The organism is Xenococcus sp. PCC 7305 (assembly GCF_000332055.1).
Taxonomy (GTDB): domain Bacteria; phylum Cyanobacteriota; class Cyanobacteriia; order Cyanobacteriales; family Xenococcaceae; genus Xenococcus.
Window position 1 is genome coordinate 20,047 of sequence record NZ_ALVZ01000166.1, and the last position, 14,694, is coordinate 34,740.

At 41.3% G+C, this 14,694-nt stretch carries 12 protein-coding genes and 1 pseudogene; 6 read left to right on the top strand and 7 right to left on the bottom strand.

Annotated features, from left to right (window positions below; translation table 11 throughout):
- Positions 1-107: 107 nt before the first annotated feature.
- Both XEN7305_RS11250 and psaC read right to left on the bottom strand, forming a co-directional pair.
- A complete protein-coding gene (locus tag XEN7305_RS11250) occupies positions 108-773 on the bottom strand; it encodes a Mo-dependent nitrogenase C-terminal domain-containing protein (protein WP_006509543.1) in 666 nt (221 codons plus the stop codon).
- 161 nt (positions 774-934) lie between these two features.
- On the bottom strand, positions 935-1,180 hold the full coding sequence (gene psaC, locus XEN7305_RS11255) for a photosystem I iron-sulfur center protein PsaC (RefSeq protein WP_006509544.1): 246 nt from the start codon (positions 1,178-1,180) through the stop codon (positions 935-937).
- Between the two features lie 306 nt (positions 1,181-1,486).
- Here psaC and XEN7305_RS11260 point away from each other — a divergent pair, with 306 nt between their 5' ends.
- From XEN7305_RS11260 to XEN7305_RS11275, 4 genes and pseudogenes are all read left to right on the top strand, one after another.
- Entirely contained in the window at positions 1,487-2,293 is an 807-nt protein-coding gene (locus tag XEN7305_RS11260) for a carbohydrate-binding protein (protein ID WP_006509545.1), read from the top strand.
- Between the two features lie 119 nt (positions 2,294-2,412).
- The gene (locus XEN7305_RS11265; protein ID WP_006509546.1) at positions 2,413-6,609 is read left to right on the top strand and encodes a DEAD/DEAH box helicase; all 4,197 of its coding nucleotides are present in this window, start codon (positions 2,413-2,415) and stop codon (positions 6,607-6,609) included.
- Between the two features lie 105 nt (positions 6,610-6,714).
- The gene (locus XEN7305_RS11270) at positions 6,715-6,963 is read left to right on the top strand and encodes a UPF0175 family protein (protein ID WP_006509547.1); all 249 of its coding nucleotides are present in this window, start codon (positions 6,715-6,717) and stop codon (positions 6,961-6,963) included.
- Positions 6,960-7,458 (top strand): annotated as a pseudogene (locus XEN7305_RS11275) (DUF3368 domain-containing protein). The gene XEN7305_RS11270 and the pseudogene XEN7305_RS11275 overlap by 4 nt, the downstream one beginning before the upstream one ends.
- A 400-nt stretch (positions 7,459-7,858) precedes the next feature.
- On the opposite strand, the gene XEN7305_RS11280 reads toward XEN7305_RS11275, so the two are convergent.
- Both XEN7305_RS11280 and XEN7305_RS11285 read right to left on the bottom strand, forming a co-directional pair.
- Complete coding sequence (locus XEN7305_RS11280; RefSeq protein ID WP_006509550.1) at positions 7,859-8,200, bottom strand: DUF86 domain-containing protein; 342 nt, start codon at positions 8,198-8,200, stop codon at positions 7,859-7,861.
- The gene (locus XEN7305_RS11285) at positions 8,193-8,531 is read right to left on the bottom strand and encodes a nucleotidyltransferase family protein (RefSeq protein ID WP_006509551.1); all 339 of its coding nucleotides are present in this window, start codon (positions 8,529-8,531) and stop codon (positions 8,193-8,195) included. The genes XEN7305_RS11280 and XEN7305_RS11285 overlap by 8 nt, the downstream gene beginning before the upstream one ends.
- Before the next feature lie 98 nt (positions 8,532-8,629).
- Here XEN7305_RS11285 and XEN7305_RS30020 point away from each other — a divergent pair, with 98 nt between their 5' ends.
- Positions 8,630-8,758 (top strand): hypothetical protein, encoded by a 129-nt coding sequence (locus tag XEN7305_RS30020; RefSeq protein WP_255325020.1) that lies wholly within the window; start codon positions 8,630-8,632, stop codon positions 8,756-8,758.
- 280 nt (positions 8,759-9,038) lie between these two features.
- On the opposite strand, the gene XEN7305_RS11290 is transcribed toward XEN7305_RS30020, so the two are convergent.
- Entirely contained in the window at positions 9,039-10,442 is a 1,404-nt protein-coding gene (locus tag XEN7305_RS11290; protein WP_006509553.1) for an IS200/IS605 family accessory protein TnpB-related protein, read from the bottom strand.
- Positions 10,443-10,474: 32 nt separating this feature from the next.
- Between XEN7305_RS11290 and tnpA the strand changes: the two genes are divergently transcribed.
- Positions 10,475-10,891: an IS200/IS605 family transposase gene (tnpA, locus tag XEN7305_RS11295; protein ID WP_006509554.1), complete on the top strand. Its 417-nt coding sequence runs from the start codon at positions 10,475-10,477 to the stop codon at positions 10,889-10,891.
- Between the two features lie 65 nt (positions 10,892-10,956).
- On the opposite strand, the gene XEN7305_RS11300 is transcribed toward tnpA, so the two are convergent.
- Together XEN7305_RS11300 and XEN7305_RS11305 are read right to left on the bottom strand one after the other, a co-directional pair.
- Positions 10,957-13,566 carry a TIGR03960 family B12-binding radical SAM protein gene (locus XEN7305_RS11300; protein ID WP_006509555.1) on the bottom strand — a complete coding sequence of 870 codons (2,610 nt, stop codon included), beginning with the start codon at positions 13,564-13,566 and terminating at the stop codon, positions 10,957-10,959.
- A gap of 215 nt (positions 13,567-13,781) precedes the next feature.
- The gene (locus XEN7305_RS11305) at positions 13,782-14,123 is read right to left on the bottom strand and encodes an STAS domain-containing protein (protein WP_006509556.1); all 342 of its coding nucleotides are present in this window, start codon (positions 14,121-14,123) and stop codon (positions 13,782-13,784) included.
- Positions 14,124-14,694 lie beyond the last annotated feature (571 nt).

A 14,694-nucleotide genomic window follows, 5' to 3' on the forward strand; every position in this document is an offset into this window, starting at 1 on the left:
GAGGAACGTAGTAATACATGAAGGTTTAAAATAGCTGACTTGCAGCGATGATCTTTAATTTCTTTTTCAGAATACTACAGTTGCAAAACCTCATAACATCAGAGTTGCTAAATATAGGCCGAAATATCCTCCTGGCACTCATCTGCTAAATAAGATAAAGCACGGAATCGCAAGCCTACAACCTCTTCATAAAGAGGATTGAGCTTACATAAGGGGGGAATATGAGCAAGATTGCGACCAAAAAGATTAATATCCCTTTCTAAAGGACATTGGGGAGGAATCATGCGGCAGATAAAATGAGCTACACGGGGATCGTGAATGTCCATTTTATTAAGCCAGTTTTTAATCGGATGTAGAAGATCAGGATGGGGATGGTATTGGGTCTGGGCCCCCTCAACGACGTCAGTTTGCTCTTCTAATTTGCATAGACTATGTTCTAGATATTCAAGAGCTGTGACTTCAATTTCTAGAGCAGCACAATATTTGTGTAACAGTTCATATTCTGGCGGGGAATAAACTCCATCTGCGATCGCAACCAGAACTGCTGTTCTTAAAAAATTTTCTCCTGTATTCGGATCGCTACCCAGAGCTGTAGCTAGTTCTGCTGGAGAAATTGTTTCTAAAGGTAAATCGTGATCTAGATTGGCTAAATCTGTAGCTAATTGATTAATAACTTCTTTTTCTTCTGGATCGTAATGTCCATCGGCCCAAGCCACGGTATATAGACCTCGTAGCCAAGCAATTATCTGATCGTCTGTATAAGATGATGACATATTTCACTATCTAATATCTCAAGGATCAATCCTAAAATAGTGCCGACAACCCAAAAATACACTAGATAAAAGCATAACTTGAGGGCTGTACGACGACCTATTTAAAGTATGAATAGCAGTATATTATGTATAATTGCCATTCCTGCGCCTTTGCTGTTCTATTAGTAGGCTAGACCCATACTACGGGTAGTCTCTGCTCCTAGATAAACGCGGACGCTTAAGAAATCGGTAGGACAAGCAGTTTCACACCGTTTGCAACCGATGCAATCTTCTGTACGAGGAGAGGAGGCAATCTGGCCAGCTTTACAGCCATCCCAGGGTACCATCTCTAAAACGTCCAGAGGACAGGCACGCACACATTGGGTACAACCAATGCAAGTATCGTAGATTTTGACCTTATGAGACATTGAGTATCCGCTCCTTAGCGAGTGTTCTCCAAAGTAATCGGGATTTAACGGCTAGTTTACCTTATGGCGATCTTCATCTTACGCAAAAGGCGACATAACTTTAAATTCCGTAACAAGATATTTTTAATTAGGTTATATCCAGAGTTTTACTCGGTAGAATAAATATAAGATGATTAAGAAGTTAATTAGAGAGTAGAAGTCAATATTCGCTAGATTTCTAAATTTTGTGACCAATAGCTGCATGTTTTTTGAAAATCGTCTGTAGATAAAACCAACACACAATAGCTTTATCAAACAGACAAAAAAATGACTAGATTTGCTTATCAATTCGACTATGACCTTGGTACCCTGGATCACCAACCAGTTTATCGAAGTCAAACTCTCATAAATGACCAATACGAAAATGATATCTACGAATTTGATATCCACGACACAAAAGATCTTCATTTATCCCTCAACAATATCTCCCATGGAGATGATGCAGATCTTTATCTGTACCACGATAGTAACTACAATGGAGTTCTAGATGATAGCGATATTCAGGTCGCTTACTCAATAAACGGTGGCAATAGTGATGATATTATCGACTACCAAGCAGGCGCAGGAACATATTTTGCTCGTGTAGGATATTACAGTGACGGAGGAGATCATCAGATTGACTACGATCTTGATTTAGTTGCTAACTCTACTTCCCACACTATTAGGGTCGAAGCCGAAGATTACAATAGCTATTACGATACAACTCATGGCAATGAAGGCGGTGTTTACCGCCATGATGATGTAGATATCGAACATTCTAATGATTACGATGGTGGTTATTCCGTCGGTTGGACGCAACATGGTGAATTTCTCACCTACGATGTTCATGTTCCCCACGAAGGTTATTACCAGGTAGTAGGTCGTGTGGCCTCAGATCTTAATCGGGCCCATAGTCTAGGAGTTTCCGCCAATAATGGACATTCGACAGAAATAAACTTTGGGGATACTGGTGGTTGGTACTCTTGGCAAAATGCAAATGGTGGGGATATCTATCTCAATGCAGGTCATAATACATTGACTTTAGATGTAAATAGTTCTGGCTTTAATGTTAATTATGTTGAGTTGGTATCTTAATCAACAAGTAGCTGTGATATTAGCCGTAATATTAAAGTCGAAGCCAAAGACAGGTCGATTCTTGCTGTAGGATAACTATCAAGTAACCTCAGTGCTTGGATATATATCAATAGTTCACCATGACAGCTTCGGCAACTTCCCAAACTCGACAGCAACTTAGCCAGATATATCAAAACCTATCGGAGTCGCGACGACAAATTGTTAGACTATTTTCTGTTGCCTATGAACCCGTTAGTAGAAGCTTGTTCTTGAAATGTTTAAACGCTTTAGATGTTAGGCAAGATAATGGTAATATTTTCAACGCTCAAGCTTTAAGAGCCCAGATAGAATATCTTATCGCACAGGATTTACTAGTTCAAGAACGAGGGAAATCTCCTCAGTGTAATATTCTCATCGCAGAAATTGCCACTCGTGATGCAATTCAAGCTAAAGTTTGGGAACAGATGGTCAAGGTGATAACAACCCATATCCCGATCGCCACTTATTACTACAGCAAAGACTCCAGAAAATTTAACAGCAAAGAACAACTATTACGAGAAATACGAATTGGCATTTATCGGCGAGATCTCAAATTTATCAACATACAATTGGAATGCTATCAGCAATATGGTTATGGTGTTGACCCAATTAAATTCGATGAAATTCTGATCTTACTATTAAATAATCCCTTCGACCCCTATTGGTTCAATCAACTACCCCAAGAGTTATACGAATTGGGATTGGGTACGATTTTGCTAAATTCAGTATGTGATTTGACTGATGCCGAAGAGCCGTTTAGCTTCCTCAAAGCAGAAGCCGCTAAGGCAAAGGGGCGCTGCTCAGATAATTTGCGGTTACTCCTGACCGAGCAGTTTATTCTCCGAGATGATCTCGAATCAGCAAAATCTTGTCTGGCCAAGATGAATGCTAAATCCCAAGCATCAGCCGATGTTTTTTGGGGTTGGTTAGCCTTTTTGGATGGAGATTATCCCCAGGCGATCGCACTTTATAGCTCGTCCTTAAAATCCCTGAAAAAAGCCGTAGGCAAACGCCGTAATGTTTTTTTTGAGAGTATTGCTGGGATCTTTTTTGTTTTAGCATTGTTCCATGAAGGTTCCCCCGCCAACCTAAAAGAAGCCAGTGGTTACGCTGATATCATGGCAAGATCCAACAGTTGGCTCAGCTATCTATATACTTGGCTGCAAAAGATCCTGCTCATTCAACAGGGAGACATGAGCCAAAAGGACTGGATAAATAATGGTTATATTGCCTCCTATCAAGAACATCACAGTCTCCAAACTTTCTTTGCTGCTCTCTGCCTGTATTGGGTAGATCAAGCACAAGCAAGAAAACGAACACCTCGATTGTTAAAATCCCTTTGCGATCAAGCAGAAGCAACTGGTTACTACTGGTTATCCGCAGAGTCAGCAGAACTCTTGGCTCGTCTCAAAACTAAGGGAAATCAAGTCGAAGCAATCTTTAGCAAAACAGATGAAGTGCCACCCTTGGTCGAGTTGATCAAACCCCAACAACCTTGGGAACTATCCCTAAAAGCCCTGGCAAATTTACAGAAAAAAACCCCCGTAGCCCAGGATCTTGGTCAAAAACGTTTGGTTTGGTTACTTAGCTTCTATGATCCTAATTTTATGCTGCAACCTCGCGAACAGAAAATTACCGCGAAAGGAGGTTGGAGCAAAGGCCGCCCCATAGCGATGAAACGGTTATATAATGATCCCGGTAAGTTGGATTATCTGACGACACAAGATTTAAAGATCTGTAGTCATATTGAAACTAATTACTACGGCTATTACGAGAAGGTTGATTATACTTTCGAGGAACATGCAATGTTGGCCTTAGTTGGTCATCCCTTGGTATTTTGGGCAGATTCTCCGACAACTCGGGTTGATATTGTCTCGGGAGAACCCGAATTAATTGTCAAAAAAGTTAATGATGAACGCTTAACTCTAGAATTTTCTCCCAGAATCAAAGGGGACAAGGATATTATCATTGTCAAAGAAACCCCGACCAGATTAAAAGTCATTGAGATTACTGGCGAACATCAACGCATTGCCACAATTCTGGGGAAGAAAAATCTTTTAGAAGTTCCTGCTCTAGCTTCTGAGCAGGTATTAGCAGCCATTAGTGGAGTTTCCCCGATTGTCACTGTTCATTCTGATATTGGTGGAGGGGTAGCCAGTGCCACTGAAGTGACGGCGAATGCCCAACCCCATTTGCATCTGCTACCCGCAGGGGAGGGTTTAAAAGCCGCTTTACTCTGTCGTCCTTTTGGGGATGTGGGTTCCTATTACCGACCGGGAAAAGGTGGTTCTACGGTAATTGCCGAGATTGAAGGCGAACGTTTGCAAACTACTCGCCAAATGGAGGAGGAAAAGAAACTTGCTAATCATGTGATGAATTCTTGTCGAGTGCTTACTCGTTATGAGCCTGAAGGTGGAGAATGGTTGATTGAGGAGCCAGAAGACTGTTTATCTTTGTTACTAGAACTGCAAGCGCTAGAAGATCAGGTAATTGTGGAATGGCCTGAAGGAGAAAAACTAAGGGTAACTCATCAAGCCGGGATGAGTGATTTTCAGATGCAGATCAGAAGGCAGAATGATTGGTTTGCAGCTACTGGAGAATTGAAACTAGACAATGATTTAGTTTTAGACATGGAGAATTTGCTGAGTTTGCTCGAAAAAACTCCTAGTCGTTTTATTGAGATTAAACAAGGTCAATTTATTGCTCTGACTGAGAAGTTTCGTGCTCGTTTGGATGAGTTGAGAAGCTACGGCAGCAAGCAGGGACAAGGTTTGCAGTTTCACCCTCTGACCTCTTTGGTACTGGAAGATGCGATCGCGGATGTCGCTAATCTCAAAGCAGATAAACATTGGAAACAGCAGGTCAAGAAGATCAAGGAAATGAAGGAGCTCAAACCCCAACTGCCTTCTACTCTACAAGCGGAATTAAGAGATTATCAGCAAGAGGGTTTTGAATGGCTATCGCGTTTGGCTCATTGGGGTGTCGGTGCTTGTTTGGCCGATCAAATGGGACTGGGCAAAACTTTGCAGGCTCTGGCCCTGATTCTTAACCATGCGCCTGAGGGGGCAACTTTGATTATTGCGCCTACTTCGGTTTGTATGAATTGGATTGCCGAAGCAGAGAAATTTGCACCGACCTTAAATTCTGTGCAGTTTGGTAGTGGAGACCGCCAGAAGACTTTAGATAACCTCCAACCTTTTGATCTTTTTGTGTGCAGCTATGGTTTATTGCAACAAGAAGAAGTGGCCGACATGTTAGCCAAAGTGTCATGGCAAAATATTGTCCTCGATGAAGCCCAGGCAATTAAAAACATGGCAACCAAGCGCTCTAAAGCCGCCATGAAGCTTCAAGGCAAGTTTAAATTAATTACTACAGGAACTCCAATTGAGAATCATTTAGGGGAATTATGGAATCTGTTTCGTTTTATTAATCCAGGATTGCTGGGCTCTTGGGAACAGTTTAACCAACGCTTTGCGATTCCCATCGAAAGAAGTCAGGATAAACAAACCAAGAAGCAGCTGAAAAAACTCATTCAGCCTTTCTTGTTGCGTCGCACGAAAACCCAGGTATTAGAGGAATTGCCTTCGCGGACTGAAATTACCCTCCATGTCGATATGTCTTCTGAAGAAATGGCATTCTATGAAGCTTTAAGGCAAAAAGCGATCGCCAGACTCTCGGACACCGAAGCAACGGCGGGAGCCAAACATCTGCAAGTATTGGCCGAAATTATGAAATTGCGTCGTGCTTGTTGTAATACTAGCTTGGTAATGTCGGATAGTAATTTACCCAGTGCTAAATTAGAAGTATTTGGCGAAGTATTAGAAGAGTTATTAGATAATCGGCATAAGGCTTTAGTATTCAGTCAATTTGTCGATCATTTGCATATTATTCGCGATTATCTAGATGAAAAGAATATATCCTATCAATATCTTGATGGGAGTACGCCTGCTAAAAAAAGAAAAATCGGTGTTGATAAATTTCAAGGTGGAGAGGGGGATGTTTTCTTAATTTCTCTCAAAGCTGGTGGGACAGGGTTGAATCTCACTGCTGCGGATTATGTGATTCATATGGACCCCTGGTGGAATCCTGCGGTTGAGGATCAGGCTTCGGATCGAGCGCATCGCATTGGGCAAAAACGGCCTGTTACGATTTATCGGTTGGTGACGAGGGGTACGATTGAGGAGAAGATTGTGGAGTTACATCAGCATAAAAGGGATTTAGCTGATAGTTTGCTTGAGGGTACGGAAATGAGTGGCAAGATGTCAACGGATGAATTATTGCGCTTGATGACTCAGTAGTATCGACTGGCAATCGCTGAAAGTTAGTGCAGACTCTTTATGATCGCTCAAATAGGATAATCAATTGAGCTATCCTTAAAGATGAGATAGATAGACAATTTTGCGATGAGTATTGTTATTTCAGATGAAATTTTGCAGGCGTCTCAGCTTACTCCAAGCGAGTTTCGCCAGGAAATTGCGTTACACCTTTTTGAACAAGGTAATTTAACTTTAGGATATGCCAGCCAACTGGCGCAGATGGAATCCCAAGAATTTCGCCAACTTCTAAAGCAGCGCCAAATTCCTCTCTATTCCTATGATGTTGAGGATTTGGAACTAGACTTGAAAAACTTGCGGGAGCTAGGGCGAATTTGATTGTTATCAGCGATACATCGGTAATCACAAATTTGGCGGCAATTCAAAAGTTACATACAACTTTTGAAGCAACTCCACAATCAAGTTATTATTCCTGAAGCAGTGTATCGTGAACTTACAGATATAGATCCTCCCGCCCCTGGAACGCTTGAAGTTCAATCTTTAAGCTGGCTGGAAGTTAGGCAAGTTAATGATTTTAGTACAGTTAAACAGCTTCAAAATAACGCGAGATTAGACCCAGGTGAATCTGAAGCGGTCGCTATTGCCTGGGAACTCGATGCTGATTTACTGTTAATTGATGAGCGTCGTGGTCGAGCAGAAGCTAATCGGCTTGGGTTGAGAATTACTGGATTGCTAGGAATTTTGATTGAAGCAAAACAGCAAAATCTAATCATTGCTGTTAAGCCGTTGCTAGATACCTTGATTAAAACGTCAGAGTTTAGAGTATCTATAGCACTATACAAACGTATTCTAAAAATAGTCAAAGAAGATTGATACATTTCTGCGATCGCTTTTTGTGTTGACTTTATTTCAGTCGGATGGCTGAGATGGTTCGACAGGAAATTACCGCTGATCAGTGTAGTATGGTGTTTATATAACCCGTAAAAAATTTATGACTGAGTTATTAGAACAAGCATTCAAAGAAGTATTACCTCAAAGAGTAAAAGAAACTGCTAAGAAAAATTATAAAATTTGGAAAGCAGACTGAACCGAATAAAGCTAATTCCTGAACCTTCCAGCGTTGGCAAAATTCATTAATTCGAGCACTGGGAATTTCGATATTTTTAACCAACATTTTTTTTGTTATCGCTATTTATTTTCATCGTCTTCTTTTCTCTTTCAACTTAGGTATACTTTTATTCGAGGTCCTGGATCATTTGTCGTAAAGTTTTAATTAATAGAGGAATACTATGCTGACAAATCTTGTAGAGTTGTAGAGTTGTTCAGGATCAACTTGAAAATAACCATGCGCCAAAACATCTCGTAATCCAATTGCTCCACGCCATTCTATTTGAGGATATTGAGCAAACAACTTGCCTTCAGTCATTCGATCTATTTTCTTAAACTCCTCCCCAACTGCAATCAATACCATGCAAATACTATCCATATGCTCAAGCCCTGACTCACTAGCGACAAAATCACTGGGCGCTTTAATAGAGGCAAACCGGGCAGGAATTCGTTCTAATGCAGACAAAACCAATTGTAACCTTTCCAATAATTGGTAATTTTCAGACATAAATGATCTCGTGTTCGAGTCGGGCCTTGAATTTAGGATTTAGATAGGGATGAAGGCGAATCACATCTACTGACCGATTCAGCCAAGTTTCCAAGTCTTGTTTCATGATGGAAGTCATAAATAAATCGGGATCGGTTGTTGCAAAAACGATATCAACATCACTGTCAGGTCGAGCTTCACCACGAGCATAAGAACCAAAGTACCCCAAGGCAGTCAAATGGAACTTTGCTCCGCATTTTTCCTTGAATTCTGTAAGAAGCTTCCTCAATTGCTCCTGCGACATAACTTTTTGAGAGTGTGTTGCTTGGTGCGGGATTTCCTGATTTGTCATAGAGAACACCTTCATGAGCACAATCGTATCATAGCCAAAAACCTTACACTCAATTCCAGATTCAGCCTTTTGACTTTAAGTTGGTAGAATCGAACGAGATGCCAACTCAACGGCAACTTATGCTAAAAACCATCGAAAGCATTTATAAAGATGGACGAATTCAGCTAACCGAGCTACCACAGGATGTTACAGTACGTCGGACTCAATTACTGAAAAGGAGATTCTGATGGAGAGTGAGATTAAGAAGAGGTTGACATTTATCCGTAATTTGCAGTAGTTTTCCCCTATGAGAAATATTATACTGCACACGCAATACAATTATTATTTTAGACCTTCGAAATGATTTATTATGTAAAGCTGTCAGAATGTAATCCTGATGAGCTCATTACGATTTTAAATTCTAAAGATGTTCGAAAACATTTAATGCCACATGACTTATATAATCACGATTCACTTGCCAACTGGATCAAACAAAAAGACTTAGAGGAATGAAGCCTCCACCACCTGCTAAAGCGAGGAGGTGGTATCCTGCTCTACAATGGCTATGGATTGAGGCCATAACATTGAAAGCGTTCCCCGACTTCTGGGTGACAAGCAGGAACTTTTGCCTTGCTTGTCCTGCGAGCCATTTCTGCTCGTCAGTTTGCGGTGCGACTCTGCGGAGTTGTAATCCGCCAAGGGACGCGTACCAAGAGAATAGATAAATCTTGCGCCTATGTTGTAACTAGCTGATAAGTCGCAATTGTATTGCTTTCCGTTAGAAAAGATAGCCAATTCGTAGTTATTTCTATCGCGCTTAAGCTTACCACTGCCATCAAAAGCATAACTAGAAGTGCCGCGAGGATTGACAAAAACAAGTTTCCCTCCCAACTCCAACCATTTCATTTCAGTTAAGTTGACTATTCGACGATGCAGCCAGTTATGAAAGCGTTGTTTGAGTGTAGAGCGCCTTTTACCTCCCTTTGGTCGCCAGCCTTTTAGGTGCTCGAATACTATATATTTGACTTTAAATTGCTTGGCTATTTTGACCAAACGAGTTGATGCTTTTTGTCCTATCTCGCGGTTGATATTGTTAGCTTTACGATACAAGTTACGACAAAAACCCTTTTGCAGTTTACCTGTGCGACTAGCTTTGGCACTTATGCGCTTCAGTCTTTTGTCTCTGCGGTCTATGTCTCTGCCATGGTGAATGAATTCACGATGGCTTACAGTACCGTCATAGTTAATTACTGAAACTGTAGCAGTTGTATTGATACCTAGGTCTACGGCTAAAACAGATTGAGCTTCAGGTAATTTTGCTCGTTTGTATTGAAAAGGAACAGATAAATGACATCCTTTTTTCTTGGTCACTAAATATGGCGATTTGCGTTTATTGGCTAAATCTAGATGTCTTTGCCTATGACCTGTCAAACCCACAGTTATCCAAATCCAATCAGTTCCTGTAAATACTTTGATTCCCGCACTGCATAAATCATCTGAGAACTTAATACACTGACCTTTGTACAGAGGGGGATAAGCTCCACACTCAGCATTTAGCCTTGGCGGTCGTGCGTTTTTTCTGTTCCTAATTCCCGATTGCCACATTCTGTATCTAGTCAAAAAACTAGATACTTGACCAACTGCAAACTGAATAGCTCCACGTCGGTAATAGCTAGGAAATTTATGAAATCGAGAATTAAAATATTGATATTTTGGGTTAGGATTTTTGGCTGTTCGATGTATTAGTTTTTCTATAGCTGAAATTTGAGCTTTGGCATCTAGCTGACCAATATTAGACCAATGAGTATGAATTACTCCAACTAAACACCGAACTAAACATCGAAATTCACCAACAGTTTTTTCTAGCAACTCTTTTTCTCTAGAGGTTGCTACGATAGACCATTTTTCGCTACGGATGTTTTGTTGTACCATTAAGGGAAATTATATCATAGTATTTGAGATTTATGGCAAAGCTAAAGCCCCATATACATAGCTTTGGATTTAACTTGGTTCACATAGTCTTTGTCACTAAATATCGTCATCCTGTAATTGATGAAGCTATTGAAAAACGTCTCAAAGAGTTGATCGAAAAATTATGCAAGACTCAAGATTGTGAGTTAATTGAATGTAAAGCTGATCTGGGGACTAGAGATCATATCCACTTACTCATAGATGTTGCTCCTAAAATTTCTCTTTCCAAACTTTGCAATATCCTTAAAACTATTACCAGTCGCGAAATTAGAAAAGAGTTTACCGACTTTTTAAAGCCCTACTATTGGAAACCAATCTTCTGGAAACGCGGTTTTGGCTATACATCTGCTGGTGGCGCGCCTTTAGCTGTACTTAAGCAATATATAGAAGAACAAGGCTACGAAAGTTAAATCACTAGCTTCGCTTGCGCCCTAGCCACCACTTGCTGTCGCGAAGATGGTGGAATGCTGGCTGATTATCCGTTCAACAATAATTTTTGACGATGTACAGTTAATAACTCAAATTCCTGATTAGCAACTTTTTCCAACATATAAATTACATTATCTGGAGCTAACTTAGTTCCATCATTGCGACAACTGCCCAAGAAACGTAAGACTACAGAATTATTGGGCATACAAGTTTGCAGCTCCAATTCAAACAAGCGATCGCACAGATTTACTTGCTGCTTCTTCCCCGACTTTGTCGTCTTTTCCCACAAAATTTCCGAAGTATTTTTAATCTCTTGTAACCAAGCTTCCCAAACTTCCCTACCCTGATCTTCTGAGCTTTTTACCGTGATCAGATATTCTGCTTGTTCCAAAATCTGAGTAGCCGCCGGAGATTTCACCGCCACCTCCGCAACTTGATAAATGGGAATCTCCGATGGTAACTGGGCAGTCAATTTTCTCTTAAAATCCTCGATATCAACATTTTTGGTGAGTTCAAAATCAACAATTTCACCACTACTTGTGATACCCAAAGACAAAGCATTCGCGATCGCAATTCTGGGGCCTGGATGAAATCCTCCCGTAAAAGAAATTGGCAAGGAAGCCCGACGGATAGCGCGATCGAATAACCGAACCAAATCCAAATGACTCAATAATCGCATCTCGCCATGCTTGCCAAACCAAGCGCGTATTTTTTGCTCTCTCTGCTGAAGCGGTTGGAAATGCCCCTCAAACTCAGGAATAGCTGGGGGCTCTACCACAATATTATGTCCAAAATCAGTGCTACAAACCCCACAATGGGAACAACCATCAAAAGCACAATCAGGAACTGTCGCTGCTTCCAATGCTCTAGCCAAATCCTGCTTCAACCATTCCTTATCAATTCCCGTATTCAGATGATCCCAAGGCAGAGGACTATCCAGATTTGTTTCTGACTCTTGTCCTCTGCCCTCTGCCCTCTGCCCTCTGCCTTCGAATACATTCCATTCCCCCTGAGCGACCTTACGATACTTCCAAGTTAAACCTGCTTCCGCAATCGCCTGTTCCCAAGCCCCAAAAGCCTTATCTAGGTTCTCCCACCAAGAATCCATGCCCGCTCCCAATTCCCAGGCGCGACGCACCACGGGTGCCAAACGGCGATCGCCTCGACCCACAAAATCTTCCATCGCCGAAATCCGGACATCGGTGTAATTAATTTTAACTCCTCTGATTCTCCTAAATTCATCCCGTAGTAAATTTTGCTTACGTAAAAACTCGGTGGTCGAAACAGAATGCCATTGGAAAGGCGTATGAGGTTTAGGCGTAAAGTTAGAAATCGTAATATTAAAATTGAGGCGTTTGCTATTAATTCCCGCACATTCCCTTCTGAGCCACCGCACAGTTTCGGCGATTCCTGCCACATCGACATCAGTTTCTCCAGGCAAGCCAATCATGAAGTAAAGTTTGACCTTGTTCCAGCCCTGCTCAACTGCAGTTTTAATTCCTCTGAGCAATTCTTCGTTGTTTAAACCCTTGTTAATGACATCGCGCATTCTCTGGGTTCCCGCCTCTGGAGCAAAAGTTAACCCAGATTTTCTGGTTCCCCCAATAATATTGGCGATATTCTCATCAAATCGATCTACTCGTTGACTAGGAAGGGACAAAGAAATATTTTCGTCTTTGAGGCGGTTTTTTATTTCCATGCCCACCGCAGGTAAGGCCAAATAATCGGAGCAACTTAAAGATAAAAGAGAAAACTCATTGTACCCTGTGGCTCGCATGCCCTTTTCAATGGCATCTACTACCTTTTCCGGTTCAACATCCGTTGCCGGGCGAGTCAACATACCTGGCTGACAAAAACGACAACCACGAGTGCAACCCCTTCTGATTTCTATGGTCAGGCGATCGTGTACTGTCTCTACATAGGGTACTAAACCAATAGAATAGGCAGGAATTGGCGTCGCAACTCTTCTTAAAATCCGTGCAGGCACATCATCTCGATTGGCCTTGACCGAACCATCCGACTGCATATCATAGAATCTAGGCACATAAACCCCGGGAACTTGAGCGAGATCTAGCAATAATTCCTCTTTGCCGAGCCCCGCATCTTTACCCTCTTCGAGCACTAGGCCAATTTCTGGGAGTAACTCTTCTCCATCTCCTAAGACGATAAAGTCAAAGAAATCTGCATAGGGTTCAGGATTAGAAGTTGCTGTTTGTCCTCCTGCGAAGATTAATGGGTAATCACCCTGGGCTCTGTCTTGCCAAGTTAAGGGGATTTGCGCGAGATCAAGCATTTCTAAGATATTAGTTGCCCCAAGCTCGTAACTAAGACTAAAACCGAGAATATCAAAATCCTGTAGCGATCGCTTTGATTCCAAGGCAAATAATGCCGTGCCCGTCGAGCGCAACTTATCGGCTAAATCTTTTGCTGGCAGATATGTGCGATCGCATAATTGTCTAGGCTGGGCATTAATTACATTGTAGAGAATAATATGGCCTAGATTAGATGCCCCAACTTCGTATACCTCTGGGTAAGTTAAGACCCACCGAACTTTTGCCTCGTCCCAAGGCTTACTAACCGCTCCTAGTTCATTTCCCAAATAGCGGGCCGGCTTATTTATTTCCGGTGAAATCAATTTATCCAAGGCAATTGTCACAGTAAAACATCCCCATTAAAAACTGGCCAAGACGCTCAAAACAAGAAATACATTTTTTCGCGTAGACTTCTCATTAATATACTGGACAATGTCTTGATTTGCAGGACAGTAAAACCTGAAGGCAGAAGTGAAGGTTTCCGATCTGCCCTCAGTGAAGAGAGTCCTGATTAAAATTGCCTGACTAACTTAAAATCATAGGTAATCGCAACGCGATTTTACCCGACTTGAATAGTTTGCCTAAAGCTATCCTGACTATCGAAAATCTCAAAAACCTTATCTAACTGAGTTAACTCAAAAATCATTCTCACTGAAGGAGCTACAGAACAAATACTGAGACCACAGTCTAAATCCTTTGCCAAGTGAAATCCCTTAATCAATGCCATTAACCCAGCACTGTCAATAAATTCAACCTGTTGCATATCAACCAGCAAAGAGGATTTGGTCGAAGAATTCACCACTTCAGTCAATTGTTGCAAAAAATCTCCTGCGTTGGCCGCACTTAAATAACCCTGAGGCTGAAAAGTCGCAAACTCTCTTTCCAGTATATTTGTACCCATAATTATCCTTATCCCACCCTAAAACACTATTTGAAATTTTTGCTTATATTTCATATTGAGGATAATACCTACAATTAAGATATATCTACCTCAACTGAACAACTTTATGCAATCTTAATATTTGCAAAGTAGTTTTTGTCTAACACTAAATCCCACCACGGACAAACAAGTGACAACCCAGCTAATCATGAACCGCCGGAGAAGGCTGGTATGGGAGTTGCATCTATCGAGTGAGATTTCGATCTCTTGGAGCCTTGTCGCCAGGAGAAGGAGCCTCATCAACAGCACAAGCTGAACCACTGTGAGAATTTATTGAAAACAGGTCTATTGCTTTAAATTGCAGTTTGTACAATCTTATTGAATGCACTTTACATTTATAATCCGAATCATTGACAAATCTATCGGGAAAAATACTTAATTATCGGATTGATTATACCGAATCCCCACTATCTCTGCGGGCGATCGCGTATTGAATAGCGATCGCCATCTGACAACAAATAAATCAAATTGATTTATTGCTGTGGCAGTGGGAGTTCTAATACGAAACTTGAAGCATCAAGCTGAGCAATTT

Coding starts and splice junctions, on each gene's coding strand:
- XEN7305_RS11250 (WP_006509543.1), bottom strand. CDS start 773: ATGTCATCATCTTATACAGACGATCAGATAATTGCTTGGCTACGAGGT.
- psaC (WP_006509544.1), bottom strand. CDS start 1,180: ATGTCTCATAAGGTCAAAATCTACGATACTTGCATTGGTTGTACCCAA.
- XEN7305_RS11260 (WP_006509545.1), top strand. CDS start 1,487: ATGACTAGATTTGCTTATCAATTCGACTATGACCTTGGTACCCTGGAT.
- XEN7305_RS11265 (WP_006509546.1), top strand. CDS start 2,413: ATGACAGCTTCGGCAACTTCCCAAACTCGACAGCAACTTAGCCAGATA.
- XEN7305_RS11270 (WP_006509547.1), top strand. CDS start 6,715: ATGAGTATTGTTATTTCAGATGAAATTTTGCAGGCGTCTCAGCTTACT.
- XEN7305_RS11280 (WP_006509550.1), bottom strand. CDS start 8,200: ATGTCTGAAAATTACCAATTATTGGAAAGGTTACAATTGGTTTTGTCT.
- XEN7305_RS11285 (WP_006509551.1), bottom strand. CDS start 8,531: ATGACAAATCAGGAAATCCCGCACCAAGCAACACACTCTCAAAAAGTT.
- XEN7305_RS30020 (WP_255325020.1), top strand. CDS start 8,630: ATGCCAACTCAACGGCAACTTATGCTAAAAACCATCGAAAGCATTTAT.
- XEN7305_RS11290 (WP_006509553.1), bottom strand. CDS start 10,442: ATGGTACAACAAAACATCCGTAGCGAAAAATGGTCTATCGTAGCAACC.
- tnpA (WP_006509554.1), top strand. CDS start 10,475: ATGGCAAAGCTAAAGCCCCATATACATAGCTTTGGATTTAACTTGGTT.
- XEN7305_RS11305 (WP_006509556.1), bottom strand. CDS start 14,123: ATGGGTACAAATATACTGGAAAGAGAGTTTGCGACTTTTCAGCCTCAG.